This window comes from Dankookia sp. GCM10030260, assembly GCF_042666655.1.
Lineage (GTDB): Bacteria > Pseudomonadota > Alphaproteobacteria > Acetobacterales > Acetobacteraceae > Paracraurococcus.
The window spans coordinates 499756-518763 of the sequence record NZ_JBHTDE010000002.1 but is presented as its reverse complement, the minus strand read 5'-3'; the positions used below and the strand labels follow the sequence as shown (position 1 = coordinate 518763).

General features: G+C 73.0%; 22 protein-coding genes and 1 tRNA gene. 12 read left to right on the top strand and 11 right to left on the bottom strand.

Annotated features, from left to right (window positions below; genetic code table 11):
* Nucleotides 1-18: 18 nt before the first annotated feature.
* Together ACFQS7_RS08925 and ACFQS7_RS08920 are read right to left on the bottom strand one after the other, a co-directional pair.
* Nucleotides 19-411 carry a DUF3293 domain-containing protein gene (locus tag ACFQS7_RS08925; protein WP_380066690.1) on the bottom strand — a complete coding sequence of 131 codons (393 nt, stop codon included), beginning with the start codon at nucleotides 409-411 and terminating at the stop codon, nucleotides 19-21.
* A complete protein-coding gene (locus ACFQS7_RS08920) occupies nucleotides 408-1604 on the bottom strand; it encodes a class I SAM-dependent rRNA methyltransferase (protein ID WP_380066689.1) in 1197 nt (398 codons plus the stop codon). Before ACFQS7_RS08920 ends, ACFQS7_RS08925 begins: the two co-directional genes overlap by 4 nt.
* A gap of 133 nt (nucleotides 1605-1737) precedes the next feature.
* On the opposite strand from ACFQS7_RS08920, the gene ACFQS7_RS08915 reads away from it, so the two are divergent.
* Both ACFQS7_RS08915 and panC read left to right on the top strand, forming a co-directional pair.
* Nucleotides 1738-2610, top strand: coding sequence for an alpha/beta fold hydrolase (locus tag ACFQS7_RS08915; RefSeq protein ID WP_380066688.1), 873 nt, complete (start codon nucleotides 1738-1740; stop codon nucleotides 2608-2610).
* Between the two features lie 38 nt (nucleotides 2611-2648).
* A complete protein-coding gene (gene panC / locus ACFQS7_RS08910; RefSeq protein ID WP_380066687.1) occupies nucleotides 2649-3473 on the top strand; it encodes a pantoate--beta-alanine ligase in 825 nt (274 codons plus the stop codon).
* Nucleotides 3474-3495: 22 nt separating this feature from the next.
* On the opposite strand, the gene ACFQS7_RS08905 is transcribed toward panC, so the two are convergent.
* Together ACFQS7_RS08905 and gluQRS are read right to left on the bottom strand one after the other, a co-directional pair.
* Entirely contained in the window at nucleotides 3496-4032 is a 537-nt protein-coding gene (locus ACFQS7_RS08905) for a dihydrofolate reductase family protein (RefSeq protein WP_380066686.1), read from the bottom strand.
* Nucleotides 4033-4223: 191 nt separating this feature from the next.
* Nucleotides 4224-5069 carry a tRNA glutamyl-Q(34) synthetase GluQRS gene (gene gluQRS, locus ACFQS7_RS08900; protein ID WP_380067235.1) on the bottom strand — a complete coding sequence of 282 codons (846 nt, stop codon included), beginning with the start codon at nucleotides 5067-5069 and terminating at the stop codon, nucleotides 4224-4226.
* Between the two features lie 83 nt (nucleotides 5070-5152).
* On the opposite strand from gluQRS, the gene ACFQS7_RS08895 reads away from it, so the two are divergent.
* Nucleotides 5153-5818 (top strand): alpha/beta hydrolase, encoded by a 666-nt coding sequence (locus ACFQS7_RS08895; protein ID WP_380066685.1) that lies wholly within the window; start codon nucleotides 5153-5155, stop codon nucleotides 5816-5818.
* A 160-nt stretch (nucleotides 5819-5978) separates the two neighbouring features.
* Nucleotides 5979-6554: an HNH endonuclease gene (locus ACFQS7_RS08890; protein ID WP_380066684.1), complete on the top strand. Its 576-nt coding sequence runs from the start codon at nucleotides 5979-5981 to the stop codon at nucleotides 6552-6554.
* Between the two features lie 144 nt (nucleotides 6555-6698).
* On the opposite strand, the gene ACFQS7_RS08885 is transcribed toward ACFQS7_RS08890, so the two are convergent.
* The 4 genes from ACFQS7_RS08885 to ACFQS7_RS08870 are packed head-to-tail and all read right to left on the bottom strand — an operon-like array spanning nucleotide 6699 to nucleotide 9215.
* Entirely contained in the window at nucleotides 6699-7664 is a 966-nt protein-coding gene (locus ACFQS7_RS08885) for an alpha/beta hydrolase (protein WP_380066683.1), read from the bottom strand.
* 56 nt (nucleotides 7665-7720) lie between these two features.
* Nucleotides 7721-8188, bottom strand: a complete 468-nt coding sequence (locus ACFQS7_RS08880) for a YybH family protein (protein ID WP_380066682.1) — start codon at nucleotides 8186-8188, stop codon at nucleotides 7721-7723.
* On the bottom strand, nucleotides 8188-8742 hold the full coding sequence (locus ACFQS7_RS08875; protein WP_380066681.1) for a demethoxyubiquinone hydroxylase family protein: 555 nt from the start codon (nucleotides 8740-8742) through the stop codon (nucleotides 8188-8190). Before ACFQS7_RS08875 ends, ACFQS7_RS08880 begins: the two co-directional genes overlap by 1 nt.
* Entirely contained in the window at nucleotides 8739-9215 is a 477-nt protein-coding gene (locus ACFQS7_RS08870) for a disulfide bond formation protein B (protein WP_380066680.1), read from the bottom strand. The genes ACFQS7_RS08875 and ACFQS7_RS08870 overlap by 4 nt, the downstream gene beginning before the upstream one ends.
* A 103-nt stretch (nucleotides 9216-9318) precedes the next feature.
* Here ACFQS7_RS08870 and ACFQS7_RS08865 point away from each other — a divergent pair, with 103 nt between their 5' ends.
* From ACFQS7_RS08865 to ACFQS7_RS08850, 4 genes are all read left to right on the top strand, one after another.
* Entirely contained in the window at nucleotides 9319-9945 is a 627-nt protein-coding gene (locus ACFQS7_RS08865) for a glutathione S-transferase family protein (RefSeq protein WP_380066679.1), read from the top strand.
* A gap of 2 nt (nucleotides 9946-9947) precedes the next feature.
* A complete protein-coding gene (locus ACFQS7_RS08860; RefSeq protein WP_380066678.1) occupies nucleotides 9948-10580 on the top strand; it encodes a glutathione S-transferase family protein in 633 nt (210 codons plus the stop codon).
* A 1146-nt stretch (nucleotides 10581-11726) separates the two neighbouring features.
* Nucleotides 11727-13184, top strand: coding sequence for an ATPase domain-containing protein (locus tag ACFQS7_RS08855; RefSeq protein WP_380067234.1), 1458 nt, complete (start codon nucleotides 11727-11729; stop codon nucleotides 13182-13184).
* Nucleotides 13181-14941, top strand: a complete 1761-nt coding sequence (locus tag ACFQS7_RS08850) for an ATP-binding protein (RefSeq protein WP_380066677.1) — start codon at nucleotides 13181-13183, stop codon at nucleotides 14939-14941. Before ACFQS7_RS08855 ends, ACFQS7_RS08850 begins: the two co-directional genes overlap by 4 nt.
* 18 nt (nucleotides 14942-14959) lie before the next feature.
* On the opposite strand, the gene ACFQS7_RS08845 is transcribed toward ACFQS7_RS08850, so the two are convergent.
* The 3 genes from ACFQS7_RS08845 to ACFQS7_RS08835 form a co-directional block, all read right to left on the bottom strand.
* Nucleotides 14960-16306, bottom strand: a complete 1347-nt coding sequence (locus ACFQS7_RS08845) for a trehalose-6-phosphate synthase (protein ID WP_380066676.1) — start codon at nucleotides 16304-16306, stop codon at nucleotides 14960-14962.
* Nucleotides 16303-16998, bottom strand: coding sequence for a trehalose-phosphatase (gene otsB / locus ACFQS7_RS08840; RefSeq protein WP_380066675.1), 696 nt, complete (start codon nucleotides 16996-16998; stop codon nucleotides 16303-16305). Before otsB ends, ACFQS7_RS08845 begins: the two co-directional genes overlap by 4 nt.
* 203 nt (nucleotides 16999-17201) lie before the next feature.
* The gene (locus tag ACFQS7_RS08835) at nucleotides 17202-17429 is read right to left on the bottom strand and encodes a hypothetical protein (protein ID WP_380066674.1); all 228 of its coding nucleotides are present in this window, start codon (nucleotides 17427-17429) and stop codon (nucleotides 17202-17204) included.
* A 104-nt stretch (nucleotides 17430-17533) separates the two neighbouring features.
* Between ACFQS7_RS08835 and ACFQS7_RS08830 the strand changes: the two genes are divergently transcribed.
* The 4 genes from ACFQS7_RS08830 to ACFQS7_RS08815 all read left to right on the top strand — a co-directional run bounded on the left by ACFQS7_RS08830 (nucleotide 17534) and on the right by ACFQS7_RS08815 (nucleotide 18970).
* Nucleotides 17534-17947, top strand: a complete 414-nt coding sequence (locus tag ACFQS7_RS08830) for a cupin domain-containing protein (RefSeq protein ID WP_380066673.1) — start codon at nucleotides 17534-17536, stop codon at nucleotides 17945-17947.
* A gap of 46 nt (nucleotides 17948-17993) precedes the next feature.
* Nucleotides 17994-18079 (top strand) — tRNA-Leu (locus ACFQS7_RS08825).
* 116 nt (nucleotides 18080-18195) lie between these two features.
* Nucleotides 18196-18483, top strand: a complete 288-nt coding sequence (locus tag ACFQS7_RS08820; protein WP_380066672.1) for an acyl carrier protein — start codon at nucleotides 18196-18198, stop codon at nucleotides 18481-18483.
* A gap of 10 nt (nucleotides 18484-18493) precedes the next feature.
* Entirely contained in the window at nucleotides 18494-18970 is a 477-nt protein-coding gene (locus tag ACFQS7_RS08815) for a 3-hydroxyacyl-ACP dehydratase FabZ family protein (RefSeq protein ID WP_380066671.1), read from the top strand.
* Nucleotides 18971-19008: the final 38 nt, after the last annotated feature.

Genomic DNA, 19008 nt, shown 5'->3' with positions numbered 1-19008 from the left:
GTTGGTGGTCGGGGGAGGCTATGGCGCGGGGCGCAGGACCACCAGCCGCGCCGGCGCGCCCTGCCGCACGATCACGATGGCGGCCTGGCGGAAGCGGCGGCCCAGGGCGGCGAGGCGGCGCGGATCGCCGGCGAGCAGCAGGTGCCGCTCGCGCCAGCGCCGGTCGCCGCCGCTGCCCTCGGCCTGCGGCAGCCGCCGCGCGGCCAGCCGCAGCCGCGCCAGCATGCGGTCGTTCCAGCCGCGCGGCATGCGCCGGCTCAACGGGTTCCAGGCGCCGACGAAGCCGCCCTGCCGGGCGCCGAGGCGGCGCAGCAGCGCATCGACGTCGCGGCTGCGCCGGCCGATCCGCGCGACCGCGCCGGCCGCCTCGTAGGCGCTGCGCCGGTAGGCCGCCTGCAGCCGCGCGCTCATCCCAGCTGGAACAGCAGGCCCTTCAGGTAGGCGCTTTCCGGCAGCTGCGGATGCACCGGGTGGTCCGGCCCGGCGCCGCCCTGGAACAGCAATTTCGCATCCCGCCTGGCCCGGCCAAGGCCCCAGATCACCGCATCGGCGAAATCGCCTGGCGCCACGTGGTGGCTGCAGGAAGCGATGAAGAGGAACCCACCCGGCGCCACCAGCGTGGCCGCCAGCCGCGCCAGCTTGCCGTAGCCGCGCAATGCCTGGGGCTGGTCCTTGCGCGCCTTGGCGAAGGCCGGCGGGTCGGCGACGACGATGTCGAAGCGGGTGCCGGCTGCACCCATCGCCTCCAGGGCCTCCAGGGCCTCGGCCTTCCGCGCCTCGACGCGGTCGGCGAGGCCATTCGCCGCCGCCGTCCGCATCGCCAGCTCCAGCGCATGCGCGCTGCGGTCCAGCAGCGTCACCCGCGCGGCCCCCGAAGCGGCGCAGCGCAGGCCGAAGCCGCCGGTGTGGCAGAAGGCGTCCAGCACCGTGGCGCCGCGGGCCAGCCGCGCGACGCGGTCGCGGTTCTCCCGCTGGTCGTAGAACCAGCCGGTCTTCTGCCCGCCCAGCAGGTCGACGGAGAAGCCCAGGCCCCCCTCCTCGACATGCGCCTCGGTATCCGTGCCGAGCAGCGGTGCGACGCTTTCCGCCAGCCCCTCCAGCGTGCGGACGGCGGCGTCGTTGCGGCCGACGATCAGGCGCGGCGAGACCAGGTCGCGCAGCGCCGCCACCAGCAGCGGCGTCAGCGCCTCCATCCCCGCGGTGTTGGCCTGCAGCGCCAGGGCGTCGCCGTAGCGGTCGATGACGAGGCCGGGCAGGCCATCGGCCTCGGCATGGACCAGCCGGTAGTAGGGCGTGTCGTAGAGCTTCTCCCGCAGCGCCAGCGCGGTGCCCAGCCGGCGCTTCGCCCAGTCCAGGTCGAGCACGGCGCCCGGGTCGCGGTCCAGCCGGCGGGCGGCGATCAGGCTGTGCGGGTTGAAGCTCCAGGTGCCGTGGTGCCAGCCGTCATCGCCTTCCAGCCGAATTGCGCCGCCGGGCGGCAGCGCCTTCGCCGCCGGGGTCATGGCGATCTCGTTGGAGAAGGCCCAGGGGTGGCCGGCCTTCACCCGCTGGTCGTGGCGCGGCAGCAGGCGGAGCAGCGGGTGGGGCATGGCGGGCTGGGTCATGCGGCGGCGATACGGCGGGCCGTGCCGCGGTGCAATGCGCGCGGCGCCGGCGCAGGCGCCGGGACGCCGCATCATGCGCCCACCGGGCCAGCAGAGGCGCCGCCGGCGCTTCCTGCCCCGGCGAGGCATCCGCATGCCGATGTCAGCCGGCCCCTCCCGCTTCCCCGAGGATTTCGAGACCCACCGCATCCCCACCAACGGCACCACGCTGCCTGTGCGGACCGGCGGCCGCGGCCCCGCCGCGCTGCTGCTGCACGGCCACGGCGAGACCGGCGACATGTGGGCGCCGCTCGCGGCCGAGCTCGCGCCCAGGCGCCGCGTCATCGTGCCCGACCTGCGCGGCATGGGCCTCTCCGAGCGGCCCGATGTCGGCTACGACAAGAAGACGCAGGGCCAGGACATGGCCGGGCTGCCCGATGCGCTGGGCGTCGAACGGGCGGCGCTGGTCACCCACGACATCGGCAACATGGTCGGCTATGCGCTGGCCGCGCAGCATCCGGACCGCATCGCCCGATCCGCCCTCCTGGACGTGCCGCTGCCCGGGATCGGGCCGTGGGAGGCGATCCTCCGCAGCCCGGCGCTGTGGCATTCCTCCTTCCGCAGGCCGGATGCCGGACGCCTGGTGGCGGGACGGGGGCGGATCTCCCTCGACCGCTTCTGGAACGAGTTCTCCGCCGATCCCGCCCGCTTCGGCGAGGCGGCGCGGGCGCACGACGCCGCGCTCTACGCCCTGCCCGGCGCCATGCATGCGGGGTTCGAGCCATTCGCCGCCTTCGGGCAGGACGCCCTGGACAATCAGGCCTTCCTCGCCCGCGGCAAGCTCCGCATGCCGGTGCTGGCGATCGGCGGAGCGGCCTCCTTCGGGCCGACCATGGCCGCGGTGATGCGCGCCGCGGCCGAGGACGTGCGGGAGGTGGTGATCCCGGAGTTTGGCCACTGGCTGATGGAGGGGCAGCCGGCGGCGACCATCGCCGCGCTGCGCGGCTTCCTCGGCGAGGCCGGCTAGGCTTGCCGAGCGGCACCGACTGCGCCACATGCGCGGGCATGCGTATCGCCCGCGACCTGCCGACCCTGCGCGCCGAGGCCGAACGGCTCGGCCCGCTGGCCCTCGTCCCGACCATGGGAGCGCTGCATGCGGGGCATGTCTCGCTGGTTGCCGCCGCGCGGCGGGCGGTAGGGCCGGGCGGCGCGGTCGCCGCCTCGATCTTCGTCAACCCGCTGCAATTCGGCCCGAACGAGGACCTCTCGCGCTACCCGCGCGACGAGGCGGGCGACCTGGCGGCGCTGGAGGCGGCCGGCTGCGACCTGGCCTGGCTGCCGGGGGTCGAGGCGATGTACCCGCCCGGCCGCGCGACGACGATCGAGGTCGAGGGGCCCTCCGCCGGCTGGGAGGGCGCCGCGCGGCCGGGGCATTTCCGTGGCGTCGCCACGGTCTGCGCCAAGCTGTTCCTGCAGACCGGGGCGCGCGTCGCGCTGTTCGGCGAGAAGGACTGGCAGCAGTTGCAGGTGGTGCGGCGGATGGTCGCCGACCTCGACATCCCGACGCGGATCATCGGCTGCCCGACGGTGCGGGAGGCGGACGGGCTGGCCATGTCCTCCCGCAACCGCTTCCTGGCGCCGGCGGAACGCGCGCTCGCGCCAAGGGTCCATGCGGCGCTGCAGGAGGCGGCGCGGGGCCTGGCCGCGGGCCAGCCGGCCGCGGCGGCGCTGGGCGATGCGCGGGCCGGGCTGGGCGGGGCGGGCTTCGTGGTGGACTACCTGGCGCTGGTCGAGCCGGAGACATTGCGGGAGACCGCCATGCTGCCGGGAAGGCTGATCGTCGCGGCGCGGCTGGGCAGCGTGCGGCTGCTGGACAACATCGCGGCTTGAAGACCGGGCGGCGTTCGCGCGGTCAGCCCAGGCGCTCGTAGACGAGGTGCAGCGCGCCCTTCGCCTTGGTCTCGCAGCGGGTGAGCCGGAGCTTCGCCTCGCCGGTGCCGGGCGGGAAGAGCGGGATGCCGTCGCCCAGGATGATGGGGATCACCGCCAACTCCAGCACGTCGAGCTTGCCGATCGCCAGCATGGACCGCACGACCTGGCCGCCGCCCTCGATCCAGATGCGGCCATGGCCACGGGCCTCGAGTTCGGCGACGATCGTGGCGAGGTCGCCGGAGCGGGCCTCCACGCCGGCCGGGGGCGGATCGTCCAGCGGCCGCGTGGTCAGCACGGTCGTGGGCTTGCCGGGATAGGGCCAGTCGCCGAAGCGGCGGACCGTGTCGTAGGTCGCGCGGCCCATCAGGATGGCGTCGACGCCGGCGAGGAAGGCGTCGAAGCCGAAATCCTCGGCCGGGTAGTCCGCCGCGAGCCAGTCGTCGACGGAGCCGTCCGGGCGGGCGATCCGACCGTCCAGGGAAACGGCGACGTGACAGTGCCAGATCGTCCCACCCATCCGAACGCCCTCCGCCGCGTGCCCCGGCTCGGCTCATCCAGCGAGAAGGGTGTCGGCAGGTTCCCGGGGCGGTGCCTGCCCGCGCACCGCCGGCACCAAGGCGCCGAGGCCCTGCCAGCGGGTGCGGGAAGCGGGGGCGGCGTCCATGCCGGCCAGCCGGATGGAAAGGCTGCGGCGGTCGAGGGTCCCCGCTACCAGCCGGCCATCGCCCGCACCGCCGCCGCGCTCCGCCCCGCCTCGCGCAGCGCCCGCAGCGTCGGCGCCCCGTCCCGCTTCGCCAGCCGTTTCCCATCCGCCCCCAGCAGCAGCCCATGATGCGCATAGGCCGGCTCCGGCCAGCCGAGCAGCGCCTGCAGCAGCCGGTGCAGATGCGTCGCCGGCTTCAGGTCCACCCCGCGCGTCACCAGCGTCACCCCCTGCAGCGCGTCGTCATGCGTGACGCAGAGATGGTAGCTTGCCGGCACCTCCTTCCGCGCCAGCACCACGTCGCCGAAGGGCCCCGGGTCGCAGCGCAGCCACCCCTCGCCCAGTTCGTGGAAGGAGAGATCCGCCGGCGCCACGGCCAGCGCCACCGCCATGTCGAGCCGCAGCGCATGGGCCTCGCCGCCGGCGATCCGCGCGGTGCGCTCGGCCGGTGCCAGCCGCCGGCAGGTGCCGGGGTAGAGCGCGCCGTCCGGACCATGCGGCGCCTGCCCCGCCGCGGCGATCTCCCGCTGGATGTCGGCGCGCGTGCAGAAGCAGGGATAGAGCAGCCCCTGCCCGGCCAGCCGGTCCAGCGCCGCGCGGTACTCCGGCAGATGCGCCGACTGCACCCGCACCGGGCCTTCCCAGTCGAGCCCCAGCCAGGCCAGGTCCTGCCCGGTCGCCGCGGCGTATTCCGGCCGGCAGCGACCGGGGTCGATATCCTCCAGCCGCAGCAGGAAGCGCCCGCCCGCCGCCTCGGCCAGCCTCGCCGCGAAGATCGCCGCATGCGCATGGCCAAGATGCAGCAGGCCGGTCGGGCTCGGCGCGAAGCGCGTCACCGCGCCGCGCGGCAGGTCGGGCAACAGGTGACGCAGGCTTGCGGTTGCTGGCATCGCCCGATGCGCGTAGCGGGGCGGCAGGCATGGGAGCAAGATGCATGGCCACCCTCGATGGACCGCGGATGGGGCCGGCCGCCGGCGGTCCGGCGCAGCAGCTGGTGGTGCTGCTGCACGGCCTCGGCGCCGACGGGCAGGACCTGATCGACCTCGGCACGCGATGGGCGGATGCGCTCCCGCACGCCGCCTTCGTCGCCCCCGACGCGCCGGAGGCCTGCGACATGGGCCCCTATGGGCGGCAGTGGTTCAGCCTGCAGGACCGCCACCCGGTGGTCATGGCCACCGGCGCCATGGCGGCGCGCAGCGCGCTGGACGCCTTCCTCGACGCCGAATTGGCGCGCCTCGGCCTGCCCGGCACCGCCCTGGCGCTGGCCGGGTTCAGCCAGGGCTGCATGATGGCGCTGTATGCCGGGCTGCGCCGCGCGGTGCCGCCGGCCGCCATCCTCGGCTATTCCGGCGCGCTGCTGGCGCCGGAGCAGCTGGCCGCCGAGGTCGTCAGCCGCCCGCCGGTGCTGCTGGTGCATGGCGAGGCGGACGACATCGTCCCGGTCCAGGCGACCCGTGCCGCCGAGCAGGCGCTGCGCCGGGCCGGCATCCCGGTCGAGGCGCTGTATCGCCCCGGCCTCGCGCATGGCATCGACGACGCCGGCCTCACGGCAGGCCAGCGCTGGCTGGAAGCAGCCTTCGCCCGGCCCACGGCTGCGTGACGAAAGCATGAAAGGCCGCGCGGCGCGGACCGCGCGCCTTGCGGACTCGGCCACGGACTGGCAAGAATGCCGCAGTACACGGCGGCGCCACAGCATATGGGGCTCACTCGTTGTCACGGCCCCTAGTTGTAGTCGGCCCCGCCCTGCATAGGAGCGGCGATTGCCTGACGGCGGTAGCTTCATCGGTGGCCAGTCCTTCCCGGCCCTCGTGCTGAACGCGGATTTCCGCCCGCTCTCCTATTTCCCGTTGTCGATCTGGTCCTGGCAGGATGCGGTGAAGGCCGTGTTCCTCGATCGCGTCTCGGTGCTGAACGAGTACGAGGCCGAGGTCCATTCGCCGACGCTGACCATGCGGCTGCCCAGCGTGATCGCGCTGAAGGAATACATCCCCTCGGCCCGGCGGCCGGCCTTCACCCGGTTCAACGTCTTCCTGCGCGACCACTTCGCCTGCCAGTATTGCGGCGACCACCGGCCGACGCACGACCTGACCTTCGACCACGTGATCCCGCGCAGCCGCGGCGGCCGCACGACCTGGGAGAATGTCTGCACCGCCTGCGGGCCCTGCAACCTGCGCAAGGGCAACAAGCTGCCGCGCGAGTGCAACATGCTGCCGCGGCAGACGCCAAGGCAGCCGACCAGCTGGGAGCTGCAGGAGAACGGGAGGGCCTTCCCGCCGAACTACCTGCATGAGAGCTGGCGGGACTACCTGTACTGGGATTCCGAGCTGGAGAGCTGAGGCAAGGCCGGGGACAAGGTATTCTCCCCGGACCCCTCATCTATTTCTGGGATTCGGCACTTGCCGCGCGGCGAATGCCAGACTCACGAAAAGGAAGGGTGGGGCTTGGGGAGGGAATACTTTTCCCTCCGCAATCTTGCTTCATCAGCGTTCCGTCTTCGCCCACCCCGGCGGGCGCCCCGCGAAGACCTCGCGCAACCAGCCGGCCGCCTCGGCCAGCGCGGCGGAGGCGCGGTCCACCTTCCCCGCCCAGAAATAGAAGCCGTGGTTCAGCCCGAGCCAGCGGGTGCAGGCGACCGGCACGCCGGCTTCGGCCAGCTTCGCCGCATAGGCCTCGCCCTCGTCGCGCAGCGGGTCGTACTCCGCGGTGGTGACCAGGGCTGGCGGCAGGCCGGCGAGGCTTGCGGCGCGGATCGGCGCGGCATGCGGGTGGGCGGCCTCGCGCGCCGGGTCGGCCAAATAATGGCCCCAGAACCACTCCATCGTCGCCCGGGTGAGGCCGTAGCCCTCGGCATTCTCGGCATAGGAGGGCCAGCCGGGCGTGTGCCAGTCGGTGACGGGGTAGAGCAGCATCTGCCCGACCGGCCGCGGCCCGCCCTCGTCGCGCAGCCGGAGTGCCACGACGGCCGCCAGGTTGCCGCCGGCGCTGTCGCCGCCGACCACCAGCCGCGCCGCGTCGGCGCCGAGCGCCGCGGCATTCTCCGCGCACCAGCGGGTGGCCGAAAGGCAGTCCTCCAGCCCTGCCGGGAAGCGGTGCTCCGGCGCCAGCCGGTAGTCCACCGAGACGACGACGCAGCCCGCCCCGGCGGAGAGGTTGCGGCAGATGCCGTCATGCGTGTCGAGGCTGCAGAGCACGAAGCCGCTGCCATGGTAGAAGACCAGCAGCGGGAAAGGCCCCTGCCCTGGCGGCGTGTACACCCGCAGCTTGAGCGGCGCGCCGTCAGGCCCGGCGATCTCCCGCTCCTCGACCCGCGCCACCTTGGCCGGCGGCGCCATGACGGCGACGCGCGCCGCGTACTGGGCGCGGGCTGCGGCCGGCGTCAGGCTCTCGGTGCGCGGCAGGTGCCGCCCGGCATCGAGCAGCGCCTGAATCTGCGGGTCCACGGGCATGGCGGTCTCTCCGGCGTCTTTCGCCGGAGCGTGGCCCAGCCGGCGGCGGGCGACAACTACCGTGCCTTGACCGGGCGGCTCCCATGGCTGTCCTGCGGCACGCCCTTCCCCAGCGACATGTGGCTGTGCACCCCGACCCAGCGCCCGTCCGGCTGCCGCGCCAGCACGATGGTGGCGCGCCCCGGCCTCGGGAAGCTGGTGCCGTCCTCGTGGAAGCCGGTGCTCGTCCAGGGGGTGACGGCCACCGCCATGGCGCCGTCGGGCGAGGCCAGCACCTCGGTGTTCGCCAGGTCGAAGGCGAAGTCCTCGGTGCGCGGCCAGACATTGTCCCACTGGGTATCCGTCCAGGCCTGCCGGCTGCGGACCAGCTCCTGGAAGGTGCCGAAGATGACGATGGCGTCGTGCCAGAAGGGGTAGGCGCTGGCGTAGTCCACCTCCCGCACGCAGGCGGCGAAGCGGGCCAGCCAGTCCTTGATGGTGGCCTTCGTCGCGGCATCGGCTTCCGGCAGGGGCAGGGTCTGCATCAGACCCGCTCGCTGACCTTGATCGCCACCTTGCAGCCCGCCTTGATCGCCGCGCTCAGCAGCCGGTAGCCGGGGGTCAGCTCGGCCTCGTGCGCCAGGCCGGTGTCGCGGTGCTCCAGTTCCTCGGCGCGGAACTGCTCGACATGGCCGCGCAGCGCCGCCTCGTCGTCGCCGAGCGCCGCCTCCTGCGCCTGGTAGTGCTCGTCGATCGCCTCTTCGACCGCCACCGTGCAAGCCATCGCCGCGCGGTGGCCGAGCAGCGCCGTTGCCGCCCCCAGGGCGAAGCCGGCGACGTGCCAGACCGGCAGCAGCGCGGTCGGCCGAACCCGGCGCTTGGCGATCAGGCCGGAGAAGGTGTCGAGATGCACCTGCTCCTGGGCCTGCATGTGCCGGATGATGGGCTCCCACTTGGTGCCGCGCAGCACCGCCAGCTGGCCCTGGTAGATGCGCTTGGCGCCGTATTCCCCGGCATGGTCGACGCGGATCACCCGTTCCACGTACTGGCGGGCGGTGGGGTCGCCGGGCAGGCGGCCCTCGGCGGTCTTGCGGGTCATGCTTTGGCTCCTCTCCGCCACAAGATGAGGCCGAGCCCCGAAAGGCCAAGCGCATACAGGACATTCATCGCCGCCATCGAGACCGGCAGGCCGGGGACAAGGTAGGTCGGCGCGTCGCAGGGCTTGGACGGCGCCGCCGACAGGGCGCGCAGCATGTCCTCGACGCTGCCGCCCGAACCCGCGCGCGGCGCCTGGCAGCCCGGCAGCGGGGAAGGCCACCAGCCCTGCTCGACGCCCACGTGGAAGCCGCCGACGGCGCCCGAGGCCAGCACGGCGACCAGGGCCAGCCCGCCCAGCAGCCGCCGCCCGCGCGGCCAGGCCGCCGCGGCCAGGGCCAGCGCCGCCGCCACCCAGTAGGGCCAGCGCTGCCACAGGCAGAGCGCGCAGGGGGCGATGCCCCAGATCCCCTCGCTGGCGCGGGCGAAGATCGGCGCGGCGGCGGCCAGGGCCGCGACAAGCAGCATCGGGAACATCCCGCCCTTCTCCCCTGCCCCCCCGGCCCTTGCAACCCGCCGCGGTTTGGGGACGGCGGCGACCCGGTGTTAGGCTCGGCGCCAACCGGCAAGGGGATGCGTCATGCTGAAGATCTGGGGCCGCACCAGCTCGAGCAACGTCATGAAGGTGCTCTGGCTCTGCGAGGAATTGTCGATCCCCTACGAACGGATCGACGCCGGCGGCGAATTCGGCCGCACCACCGAGCCTGCCTACCTGGCGATGAACCCCAACGCCCGCGTCCCCACCATCGAGGAGCCGGACGGCTACAGCCTCTGGGAGAGCAACTCGATCCTCCGCTACCTGGTCGCCACCCGGACCCCGGGCGACCCGATCCACCCGACCGCGCCGAAAGGCCGCGGCGACGTGGAGCGCTGGATGGACTGGCAGCTGGCGACGCTCTCCGGGCCGATGACCACGATCTTCTTCACCTATGTCCGCACCCCCGAGGCGAAGCGCGACATGGCGGCGACGGCCCGCGCGCGCGACGAGGCCGAGGCGCTGTGGCGGATCGTCGACCGCCAGTTGCAGGGGCGCGACTACCTGGCCGGCGGCTTCTCGCTGGCCGACATCGCGCTCGGCCCCTACCTGCACCGCTGGTTCGCCCTGCCGATCGCCCGCGCGCCGATGCCGAACCTGGAGGCCTACTATGCCCGGCTGCAGGCCGAGCATCCCGGCTTCGTGGCGCATGTCGCCGTGGCGATGACCTGACCATGGCGCGGATCCTCACGGTCTGGGGCCGGGCGAGTTCGGTCAACGTCATGAAGGTGCTCTGGCTGCTGGACGAGCTGGCCATCCCGTTCGAGCGGATCGAGGCCGGCGGCGCCTTCGGCCGCACCCGCGATCCCGACTACGCGGCGATGAACCCCAACGCCACGGTGCCGACCCTGGTGATGCCGCATGGCTATTCGCTGTGGGAGAGCCATTCGATCCTGCGCTATCTCTGCCGCACCCAGCCCGGCGGCAATGCCTTCTACTGCGAAGCCCCGGAAGCCCGCGCCGACGTCGAGCGCTGGATGGACTGGACGCTGGCCTCGATGAACGAGCCGATGCGGGTGGTGTTCTGGGCGCTGGTCCGTACCCCCGAGGCCGAGCGCGACATGGCGGCGGTGGCGAAGGCGCGCGACGCGGCGGAGCGGCTGTGGCGGATCGTCGAGGCGCAGCTCGAGGGGCGGGACTTCCTCGCCGGCGAGTTCAGCATCGCCGACATGGCGATCGGCGGCTTCCTGCACCGCTGGTACGCGCTGCCGATCGCGCGGGCGGAACTGCCCCGGCTGCGCGGCTGGTACGAGCGGCTGCTGGCGCGGCCGGCCTATGCCAAGCATGTGGCGGTGCCGCTGAGCTGAGCGCAGGCCCGGATCGCCGGCGGCGATAGCGGCCTGCCCTTCGGAACGCACGACGATAAAGTGGCGTTAGCCGCCAGGACCGCCGCGCGCCTGGCCGCAGGTTTCGCAGGGTCCAAGGGGGCAGGCGATGGCGATGACACTCCACCGGAGCCTCCGAGCTGGCGGCCCGCCGTCGCCGGCGACGCAGCCTGGGCTCGGGCAGGCGGTGGCGAGGACCATGCGCCGCTGGCCGCGGCCGTCCATCGTGCGGACGACGCATGCCGTGCCGGCCGGCTGGAGACGCGACGAGCGCGGCAGGCGCGCCTGGGGCGCGATCCGCGCAGGGCGGCAGCCGGCGCGCGCGGGACAACGCTCGCGGCATCCCGGCAAGGCTGGCCAGCGGCCGAACGCAGCGTTAGGATATGTTACATTATCGGATCATCCTGGGTTTGCGCCAACCGATGGTCGGGCGGCCGGCCTTGACACAGGACTTGCGTATGAGATTATTTTCCTGCTATCCTGGCGCGTTTGAGCAGGAGGCCGGCGCATGATCATTCCCGCACCCGCCCGTCGCCGCGGCCCTGGCCCAGCGCAGGCCACATCGTCGCTTTGTCCGCCGGCACGCCCGCGGAACCCCGCTTCGGACGCTCAATTCCTCAAGGCCAAAGGCCGCCCGCCGCACGGCGCCTTGCCGCCCGCGGCTTTCCCCCGGGTCCACCCCGCCGTCGCTTCAACCGGCTTGAGCCCGTTTGCCGGCTTGAGCCGGCTCAATTCCAAAATCCCGCGGCCGGTCGCCACGGCGCCTCCGGGATGCCGGAAAGCCGTCGGGGCCAGGGCGGCGCGGCGCGCATGATCGGCCCCGCCGCTTTGTCCGAATCCGTGCGTCGCGCGCCCCGCGGCGCCGCTCACGGGCCGGCCGGTCATGGCCACCGGCCCGGCCGGATGCGCACGACTTCGATGGATCGTCGGTTGCCCCATGCTTCTGCTTGGCAGCGCCTCGCCGCCGTCCCAGGTTTCGACCGTCAGGACGGCCACGCCGCCGCCGGCACGCCGCCGCACCGTGCCGCGGCCGGTCGCTGCCGCGGGCTGCCGGACGCAGCTCCTGCCCAAGGAATGCCGCGATGATGTCCGCCCCCACCCCCCCCCCGCACCAAGGCCCGCTTCGGCATCGCCGGGCTGGACGATGTCCTGGCCGGCGGCCTGACGCAGGGCCATGTCTACCTGCTGGAAGGCAGTCCCGGCACCGGCAAGACCACCATCGCCCTGCGCTTCCTGCAGGAAGGCGCGGCGCAGGGCGAGCGCGGGCTCTACATCACCCTGTCCGAGACCGACGCCGAGCTGCGCGACGGCGCCGCCTCGCATGGCTGGACGCTGCGGCCCGAGGTCGAGGTCTTCGAGCTGGTGCCGCCCGAGAGCCTGCTCGACGCCGACCAGCAGCAGAGCCTGCTCTATTCCTCCGACCTCGAGCTCGGCGAGACCACGCGGCTGGTCTTCGAGGCGGTGGAGCGCGGCCGGCCGACCCGCGTCGTGCTCGACAGCCTGTCCGAGATCCGCCTGCTGGCGCAGAGCTCGCTGCGCTACCGCCGGCAGATCCTGGCGATGAAGCACCAGTTCACCCGGCTCGGCGCCACCGTCCTGATGCTCGACGACCTGACTACCGACACCCAGGACAAGACCGTGCACAGCCTGGCGCACGGGGTGATCCGGCTGGAGGAGCTGTCGCCCACCTACGGCGCCGAGCGCCGGCGGCTGCGGGTCATCAAGTATCGCGGCCAGGCCTATCGCGGCGGCTTCCACGACTTCGCCATCGAGACCGGCGGCGTGCGCGTCTTCCCCCGGCTCGTCGCCGCTGAGCACCGCGTCGATTTCGTCCGCGAGAAGCAAAGCAGCGGCATCGCCGAGCTGGACCAGATCCTCGGCGGCGGGGTGGAACGCGGCTCGAGCATCTTGCTGCTCGGCCCCGCCGGGGCGGGCAAGTCGCTGATCTGCCTGCAATTCGTCGCCGCCAGCGTGGCGCGCGGGGAGAAGGCGGCGTTCTTCGTCTTCGACGAGGAGATAGGCCTGCTGATCGACCGGGCGAAGGGGATGGGTTTCGACCTGATGGCGATGCGGGCCAGCGGCAGCCTGTTGCTGGAACAGGTGGACGCGGCCGAACTCTCTCCCGGCGAATTCGCCCACCGGGTCCGCCGAGCGGTGGATGCCGCCGGCATCCGCACCGTCGTGATCGACAGCCTGAATGGCTACAATGCGGCGATGCCGGATGCGCGCGACCTCATCCTGCACATCCACGAATTGCTGCAATACCTGAACCGGCAGGGCGCCACGACCTTCCTGCCGGTCGCGCAGCACGGGCTGGTCGGCAGCATGACGGTATCGGTGGACGTCACCTACCTGGCCGATACCGTCATCCTGCTGCGCTACTTCGAGGCCATGGGCCGGGTCCGCCGTGCCATCTCGGTCATCAAGAAGCGCGGCGGCGCGCACGAGGACACGATCCGCGAGTTCCGCATCGACGGCCGCGGCCTGACCATCGGCGCACCGGTCGCGTCCTTCCAGGGGGTGCTGCGCGGCGTGCCGGTCTATGTCGGCGGCGACGGGCCGCTGCTCGACGAAGACCGCGCGTGACCCCGACCAGCACCTCGCTGTCCGAACGCGCCCTGGTCCTGGCGCCGCGCGGCCGCGACGCGCCCCTGGCCGCGGCGCTGCTGCAGGAAGCCGGAATCGGCGCGACGCCGGTCGGCGGCGTGCCGGCGCTGCTCGCGGCGATGCAGGCGGGCGCCGGCCTCGCGGTGGTGGCCGAGGAAGCCTTCCGCGACGCCGATCTCGGCCCGGTCGCGGCGCTGCTGGCGCAGCAGCCGGCCTGGTCCGATTTCCCGTTCGTGCTGCTCACCGGCCGCGGCGGCGGGCCGGAACGCAACCCGGCCGCCGTGCGGCTCTGGGGGGTGCTCGGCAACGTGTCCTTCCTCGAACGCCCGTTCCACCCGACCACGCTGGTCAGCGTGGTGCGCGCGGCGCTGCGCGGCCGCCGCCGGCAATACGAGGCGCGCGCCCGGCTGGAGGAGGTGCGCCGCGCCGAGGAGGCGCTGCAGCGCGCCAACGCCCTGCTGGAGGACCGCGTCGCCGAGCGGACCCGGGCGCTGCGCGAGGCCAACGAACGGCTGACCGAGCAGATGGCCGAGCGCGAACGGGTCGAGGCGCAGCTGCGCCAGTCGCAGAAGGTGGAGGCGATCGGCCAGCTCACCGGCGGCGTGGCGCACGACTTCAACAACCTGCTGATGGCGGTGCTCGGCAACCTGGCGCTGCTGCGCAAGCGGCTGCCCGCCGACGATGCCCGCATCCAGCGGCTGATCGAGGGCGCGACCCAGGGCGCCCAGCGCGGCGCGGCGCTGACCCAGCGGCTGCTGGCCTTCGCCCGCCGCCAGGACCTGCGGCCCGAGCCGGTGGACTTGGCCGCCTTGCTGGTCGGGATGGGCGACCTGCTGCGCCGCTCGCTCGGGCCACGGGTCGAGCTGGTGGTCGAGGTGGCGGCGGACCTGCCCAGGGCCATGGCCGACCCCAATCAGCTGGAACTCGCCGTGCTGAACCTGGCGGTCAACGCGCGCGACGCGATGCCGGAGGGCGGCCGGCTGACCGTCTGCCTCGATGCGGCGGTGCCGGGGACCGGGGCGGACCTGCCGGGCGACGCGACCTGCTACCTGCGGCTGCAGGTCACGGATACCGGCAGCGGGATGGATGCCGCCACCCTGGCCCGGGCGGTGGAGCCCTTCTTCTCCACCAAGCCGATCGGCCAGGGCACCGGGCTCGGGCTGTCGATGGTGCATGGCGTGGCGCGGCAGCTCGGCGGCGACCTGCGGCTGCGCAGCCTGCCCGGCGAGGGCACCACCGCCGAGCTGCTGCTGCCGGCCGCCACTGCCGCCGCCACCGCCGCGGGCGCGGAGGTCGTCGCCCAGCCCGGATCGGCGGCGGCGGTGGCGCCGCCGTCGCACATCCTGCTGGTCGACGACGACCCGCTGATCATCCGCAGCACCGCCGACATGCTGGAGGATCTGGGCCACAGCGTGCTGGAGGCGGATTGCGGCCCCAGGGCGCTGGCGATCCTGGCGCAGGGCACGCCGGTGGACCTGCTGCTGACCGACTACGCCATGCCGGGCATGACCGGGCTCGAGGTCGCGCTGGCGGCGCGGCGGCTTCGCCCCGGGCTGCCGGTCGTGCTGGCGAGCGGCTTGGTCGACCTGGCCAGCGGCGCCACGCCTTCCGACCTGCCGCGGCTGACCAAGCCCTACCGGCAGGATGAGCTGGCGGCGGCGATCGACCGGGTGCTGGCCCCCGGGGTGCACCGGCCGGCCGCGGCGCGGCGGCTCGGCGGGGCGGGCCGGCCCTGACCGTTGCGGCCGGGCCGCTCAGGCGTCGTTGGCGCCTTCGAGCACGCCGAGGAAGTCGCGGCACCAGGCCTTCGCGCCGTCCCGCCGCACCGACACCGCGCAGTCCTCGAAGCGCGACCGGCGCTCGCCTCGGTTCATGGTCAGCGCCTGGTCGAGCGCCTCGGCGATCTCGTCGGGGTCCAGCGGGTTGACCAGCAGGGCGCCCGGCAGTTGCGCCACGGCGCCGGCGAAGCGGGACAGCACCAGCACGCCGGGGTCGTCCGGGTTCTGCGCGGCGATGTATTCCTTGGCCACCAGGTTCATCCCGTCGCGCAACGGCGTCACCAGCCCGACGCGCGCCATGCGCATGAAGCCGGCCAGGACCGGCCGCGCCACCGCGCGGGTCATGTAGCGCAGCGGCGCCCAGTCGGGCTCGGCATAGGCGCCGTTGATGCGGCCGACCCATTCGTCGAGCTCGCGCCGCAGCGCCCGGTACTGCGCCACGTCGCCGCGGGAGACCGGGGCGACCTGCAGGTAGGTGACCTTCGACCGGTGCCCCTTGAACCGCGCCAGCAACTGGCCGTAGCCGCAGAAGCGCTGCGGCAGGCCCTTGGTATAGTCCAGCCGGTCGACGCCGATGATCAGCGCGCGGTCGACCAGGGAGGTGCGGAACCGCTCGGTCTCCCGCTTGGTCAGCGCCTTCTCGGCCAGGATGGTGAAAGGCTCGGCCTCGATGCCGATCGGGAAGGCATGCACCCGGGCGGCAGCCTCGGCCTGCCCGGCCGCGATCAGGGCGCCGCGCAGGTTGGCGGCGTCGTCCTCGGTCTGCACCCCGATGACGTCGTAGGCGGCCAGGTCGGCGAGCAGTTCCTCGGCCCGCGGCAGGGCGCAGAACAGCCCGCCCGGTGGGAAGGGCACGTGCAGGAAGAAGCCGATGCGCTGCTTGCAGCCCAGCCGGCGCAGCTCGGCGCCGAAGGGGAACAGGTGGAAGTCGTGCGCCCAGATGCTGTCGTCGGGGCGCAGCAGCGGCGCCAGGGCGGTGGCGAAGGCGGCGTTCACCCGGCCGTAGCCGGCATGGTCCTCGCGCGAGAATTGCGAAAGGCCCAGCCGGTAGTGCAGCGTCGGCCAGAGCGAGCCATTGGCGAAGCCCTGGTAGAAGCGGCGGTAGTCCTCCCGCCCCAGGTCGAGCGTGGCGTAGGTGATCCGGCCGGCCTTGAACTCGGTGGGGTCGGTGGCGGTCTGCTCGGCGATCTGGCCGGACCAGCCGAACCACATCGCCTCCCGCCGCGCCAGGGCATCCTTCAGCGCAACGGCCAGGCCGCCCGCCGTGGCGCCGCGTTCCCGGGGATTGGGAACGCGGTTGGCGACGATGACGAGGCGGTTCACGGGTCGGTGCCGGCGGGACCGGGGGGTGCGGCGGCGAGCGCCAGCCAGTCGCGCAGCGCGGCGGGGCTGCCGAAGGCGTCCTGCAGGCGCAGCCCCATGCCACCGAAGCCGCGGGCCACTTCCATCCCCTCCTCGTCGGTCACGTCGTCGCCGATGAAGACCGGGACACGGCCGGCGAAGGGCGGGCGCGACATCAGCGCCTGCACCGCGGTGCCCTTGGAGGCGCCGCGTGGGCGCAGCTCCCAGGCCATGCGGGCTTCCAGCAGGGTGAAGGCCGCCGGATCCTCGGCGACCAGGGAGGCGAGCAGCGCTTCGGCCGCCGGGCCGAGCTCGGGCGCCTGGCGGTAATGGATGACGAAGCCGTGCTCCTTGTCCTCGATCAGCGCCGCGGGATGCTCGGCGAGGAACTGCGCGGCGCGGGCACGCCATGCGGCGGGGGCATGCGGCAGGTCCTGGCGCAGCGGCGGCTGGCCCGGATCGGGACGCAGCGAGGCGCCGTGGTCGCCGGCCATGGCGATCGGCACCGGCAGGAAGACGTCGAGGTCGCGCAGCGGCCGGCCGCTGACCACGGCGAGCGCGCCGGAAAGCTCCCCCGCCAGGCGGCGCAGCAGACCGGGCAGCTCTGGCGGCACGCGCACGGCATCGGGCCGGGCGGCGATCTCCACCAGGGTGCCATCGAAATCAAGGAGCAATGCCGCGCGACCGATGGGGCCCAACCCGGGCACACCTGGCGGTGGCGGCAGGAAGAAAGATCCAGCCATTAGGCTGGGAAAGGCCGTGGCGTCGTGACAGTTGCGTCGCGACGCCGCGAGGCCACCCAAAAGGGCGCGACGACGCGAGGCTTGCCGGGAAGGCGCGACGGCGCGGGGCGCGCGAGGAACGCGCGACGGCCGCCTCAGTTCGGCCGGCGGACGATCTCAGGGTCGGGCTGGCGCATGCCCCAGAGAGCCAAGGCCGGCGGCAGCACACCGACGATCAGCCAGTGGATCAGCGCCGCCTGGCGGGACAGCCAGCCGGCATCCCAAAGCAGGACGCAGCCGAGCTGCACCAGCAGCATCCAGACGACGGCGACGGTCAGGGCGCGCTGCTCGGCGCGCGCCTGCGGTCGGGAGGCTTCCCGCATGCGCGGCATCCCTTCAAGCTGGCGAACTGGCCGTCCGATCCGTCGGCCATGCGCAGACAATACACGCATCCGTGAAGAACGCACACGAAAAAGGGAGCCGAACTATGCCTGATGACGCACCGCTGTATCCCCCTGGGCAGGCCGGCAGCGGCCGCACCACCGTCCGCCATGCCGAAGGCGCCGAATTCGACGCCGGGCTGCGCGCCTTCTTCGCCTATCGCGACCTGGGGATGAAGGACGCCTCGGGCGGCGCCTTCGGCGCCAATGTCGTCCGTGCGGTGCCGGGGACGCATGCTCAGCCGCACTGGCACTGGCACGACGTCACCTTCCAGATGGTCTTCATCCTGAAGGGCTGGGTGCGCTTCGAGTACGAGGATGTCGGCGAGGTCATGCTGCGCCCCGGCGACTGCGTCTATCAGGCGCCACGGGTCCGCCACCGGGAGATCGAGCATTCCGACGACCTGGAACTGGTCGAGATCACGGCGCCAGCCGATTTCGAGACCCATGCCGGGGAGTAGCCTGACGCTGGACCGCCGCCGGGTCACGGGCTAGATGGCGCAGGCGGCCCCTGTGGCGGAACGGTAGACGCAGGCGACTCAAAATCGCTCGCCCGAGAGGGTGTGGGAGTTCGAATCTCCCCGGGGGCACCAGACCTGACTCCGGTCACGGCACGCGGCCGTTCACGCCGGCGTTTGTGCCGGCGCTGGACAAGCGCGCCGGATCGCGCGAAAGACCCCCTCCTTCACAGACCATCCGGAGATTCGCCATGGCTTCGGCGCTCGACCGCATCGCCGACATCATCGCGGAGACGTCCGACGTCCCCCGCGAGCAGATCACGCCCGATAGCCATGTGATCAATGATCTCGGCATCGACAGCCTGGACTTCCTCGACATCGTCTTCGCCATCGACAAAGCTTTCGGCATCAAGGTCCCGGTCGAGGCCTGGACCCAGGAAGTCAATGCCGGCACCGCCCCGGCCGAGCAGTACTTCGTGCTGAAGAACCTGGCGGCCCGCATCGACGAGTTGGTGGCGGCCAAGACGGCCGGAGCCTGAACGGCGGGCCATGCGCCTTGAATACTTCCAGATGATCGACCGCGTCACGGCGGTCGATCCCGAGAGCATCGCCGCCGAGGCGGTCGTCCCGGCCGAGAGCCCGGTCTTCGAGGGGCACTTTCCCGGCCACCCGCTGGTGCCCGGGGTGCTGCTGGTCGAGACCATGGCGCAGGCCAGCGGCTACATGCTGCTTGCCCGCTTCGGCTTCGCCCGCATGCCGTTCCTGTCGGCGGTCAAGGACGCCAAGTTCCGCAGCTTCGTCGTGCCGGAGACCCGGCTGGAGGTCGCGGCGAAGCTGGAGCATGACGGCTCCGGCTATGCGGTGACCAAGGCGAGCATCGCGGTCGCCGGCAAGCGCATCTGCGATGCCGAGCTGGTCTTCCGCACCCTGCCCTTCCCCGCGCCGGAGCTCGAGGCCGCCATGCGTGCCCAGGCCGTGCGGATCGGAATAGGCGGTCCGATCGGCGGAGGGCTGCATGGCCCATAGCCGTGGCACGGCCCGCCCGACCTTGAGTGGACCGCCGC

Coding starts and splice junctions, on each gene's coding strand:
- ACFQS7_RS08860 (WP_380066678.1), top strand. CDS start 9,948: ATGGCGCGGATCCTCACGGTCTGGGGCCGGGCGAGTTCGGTCAACGTC.
- ACFQS7_RS08915 (WP_380066688.1), top strand. CDS start 1,738: ATGCCGATGTCAGCCGGCCCCTCCCGCTTCCCCGAGGATTTCGAGACC.
- ACFQS7_RS08830 (WP_380066673.1), top strand. CDS start 17,534: ATGCCTGATGACGCACCGCTGTATCCCCCTGGGCAGGCCGGCAGCGGC.
- panC (WP_380066687.1), top strand. CDS start 2,649: ATGCGTATCGCCCGCGACCTGCCGACCCTGCGCGCCGAGGCCGAACGG.
- ACFQS7_RS08885 (WP_380066683.1), bottom strand. CDS start 7,664: ATGCCCGTGGACCCGCAGATTCAGGCGCTGCTCGATGCCGGGCGGCAC.
- ACFQS7_RS08865 (WP_380066679.1), top strand. CDS start 9,319: ATGCTGAAGATCTGGGGCCGCACCAGCTCGAGCAACGTCATGAAGGTG.
- ACFQS7_RS08925 (WP_380066690.1), bottom strand. CDS start 411: ATGAGCGCGCGGCTGCAGGCGGCCTACCGGCGCAGCGCCTACGAGGCG.
- ACFQS7_RS08895 (WP_380066685.1), top strand. CDS start 5,153: ATGGCCACCCTCGATGGACCGCGGATGGGGCCGGCCGCCGGCGGTCCG.
- ACFQS7_RS08870 (WP_380066680.1), bottom strand. CDS start 9,215: ATGTTCCCGATGCTGCTTGTCGCGGCCCTGGCCGCCGCCGCGCCGATC.
- ACFQS7_RS08875 (WP_380066681.1), bottom strand. CDS start 8,742: ATGACCCGCAAGACCGCCGAGGGCCGCCTGCCCGGCGACCCCACCGCC.
- ACFQS7_RS08820 (WP_380066672.1), top strand. CDS start 18,196: ATGGCTTCGGCGCTCGACCGCATCGCCGACATCATCGCGGAGACGTCC.
- ACFQS7_RS08815 (WP_380066671.1), top strand. CDS start 18,494: ATGCGCCTTGAATACTTCCAGATGATCGACCGCGTCACGGCGGTCGAT.
- ACFQS7_RS08880 (WP_380066682.1), bottom strand. CDS start 8,188: ATGCAGACCCTGCCCCTGCCGGAAGCCGATGCCGCGACGAAGGCCACC.
- ACFQS7_RS08905 (WP_380066686.1), bottom strand. CDS start 4,032: ATGGGTGGGACGATCTGGCACTGTCACGTCGCCGTTTCCCTGGACGGT.
- ACFQS7_RS08920 (WP_380066689.1), bottom strand. CDS start 1,604: ATGACCCAGCCCGCCATGCCCCACCCGCTGCTCCGCCTGCTGCCGCGC.
- ACFQS7_RS08835 (WP_380066674.1), bottom strand. CDS start 17,429: ATGCGGGAAGCCTCCCGACCGCAGGCGCGCGCCGAGCAGCGCGCCCTG.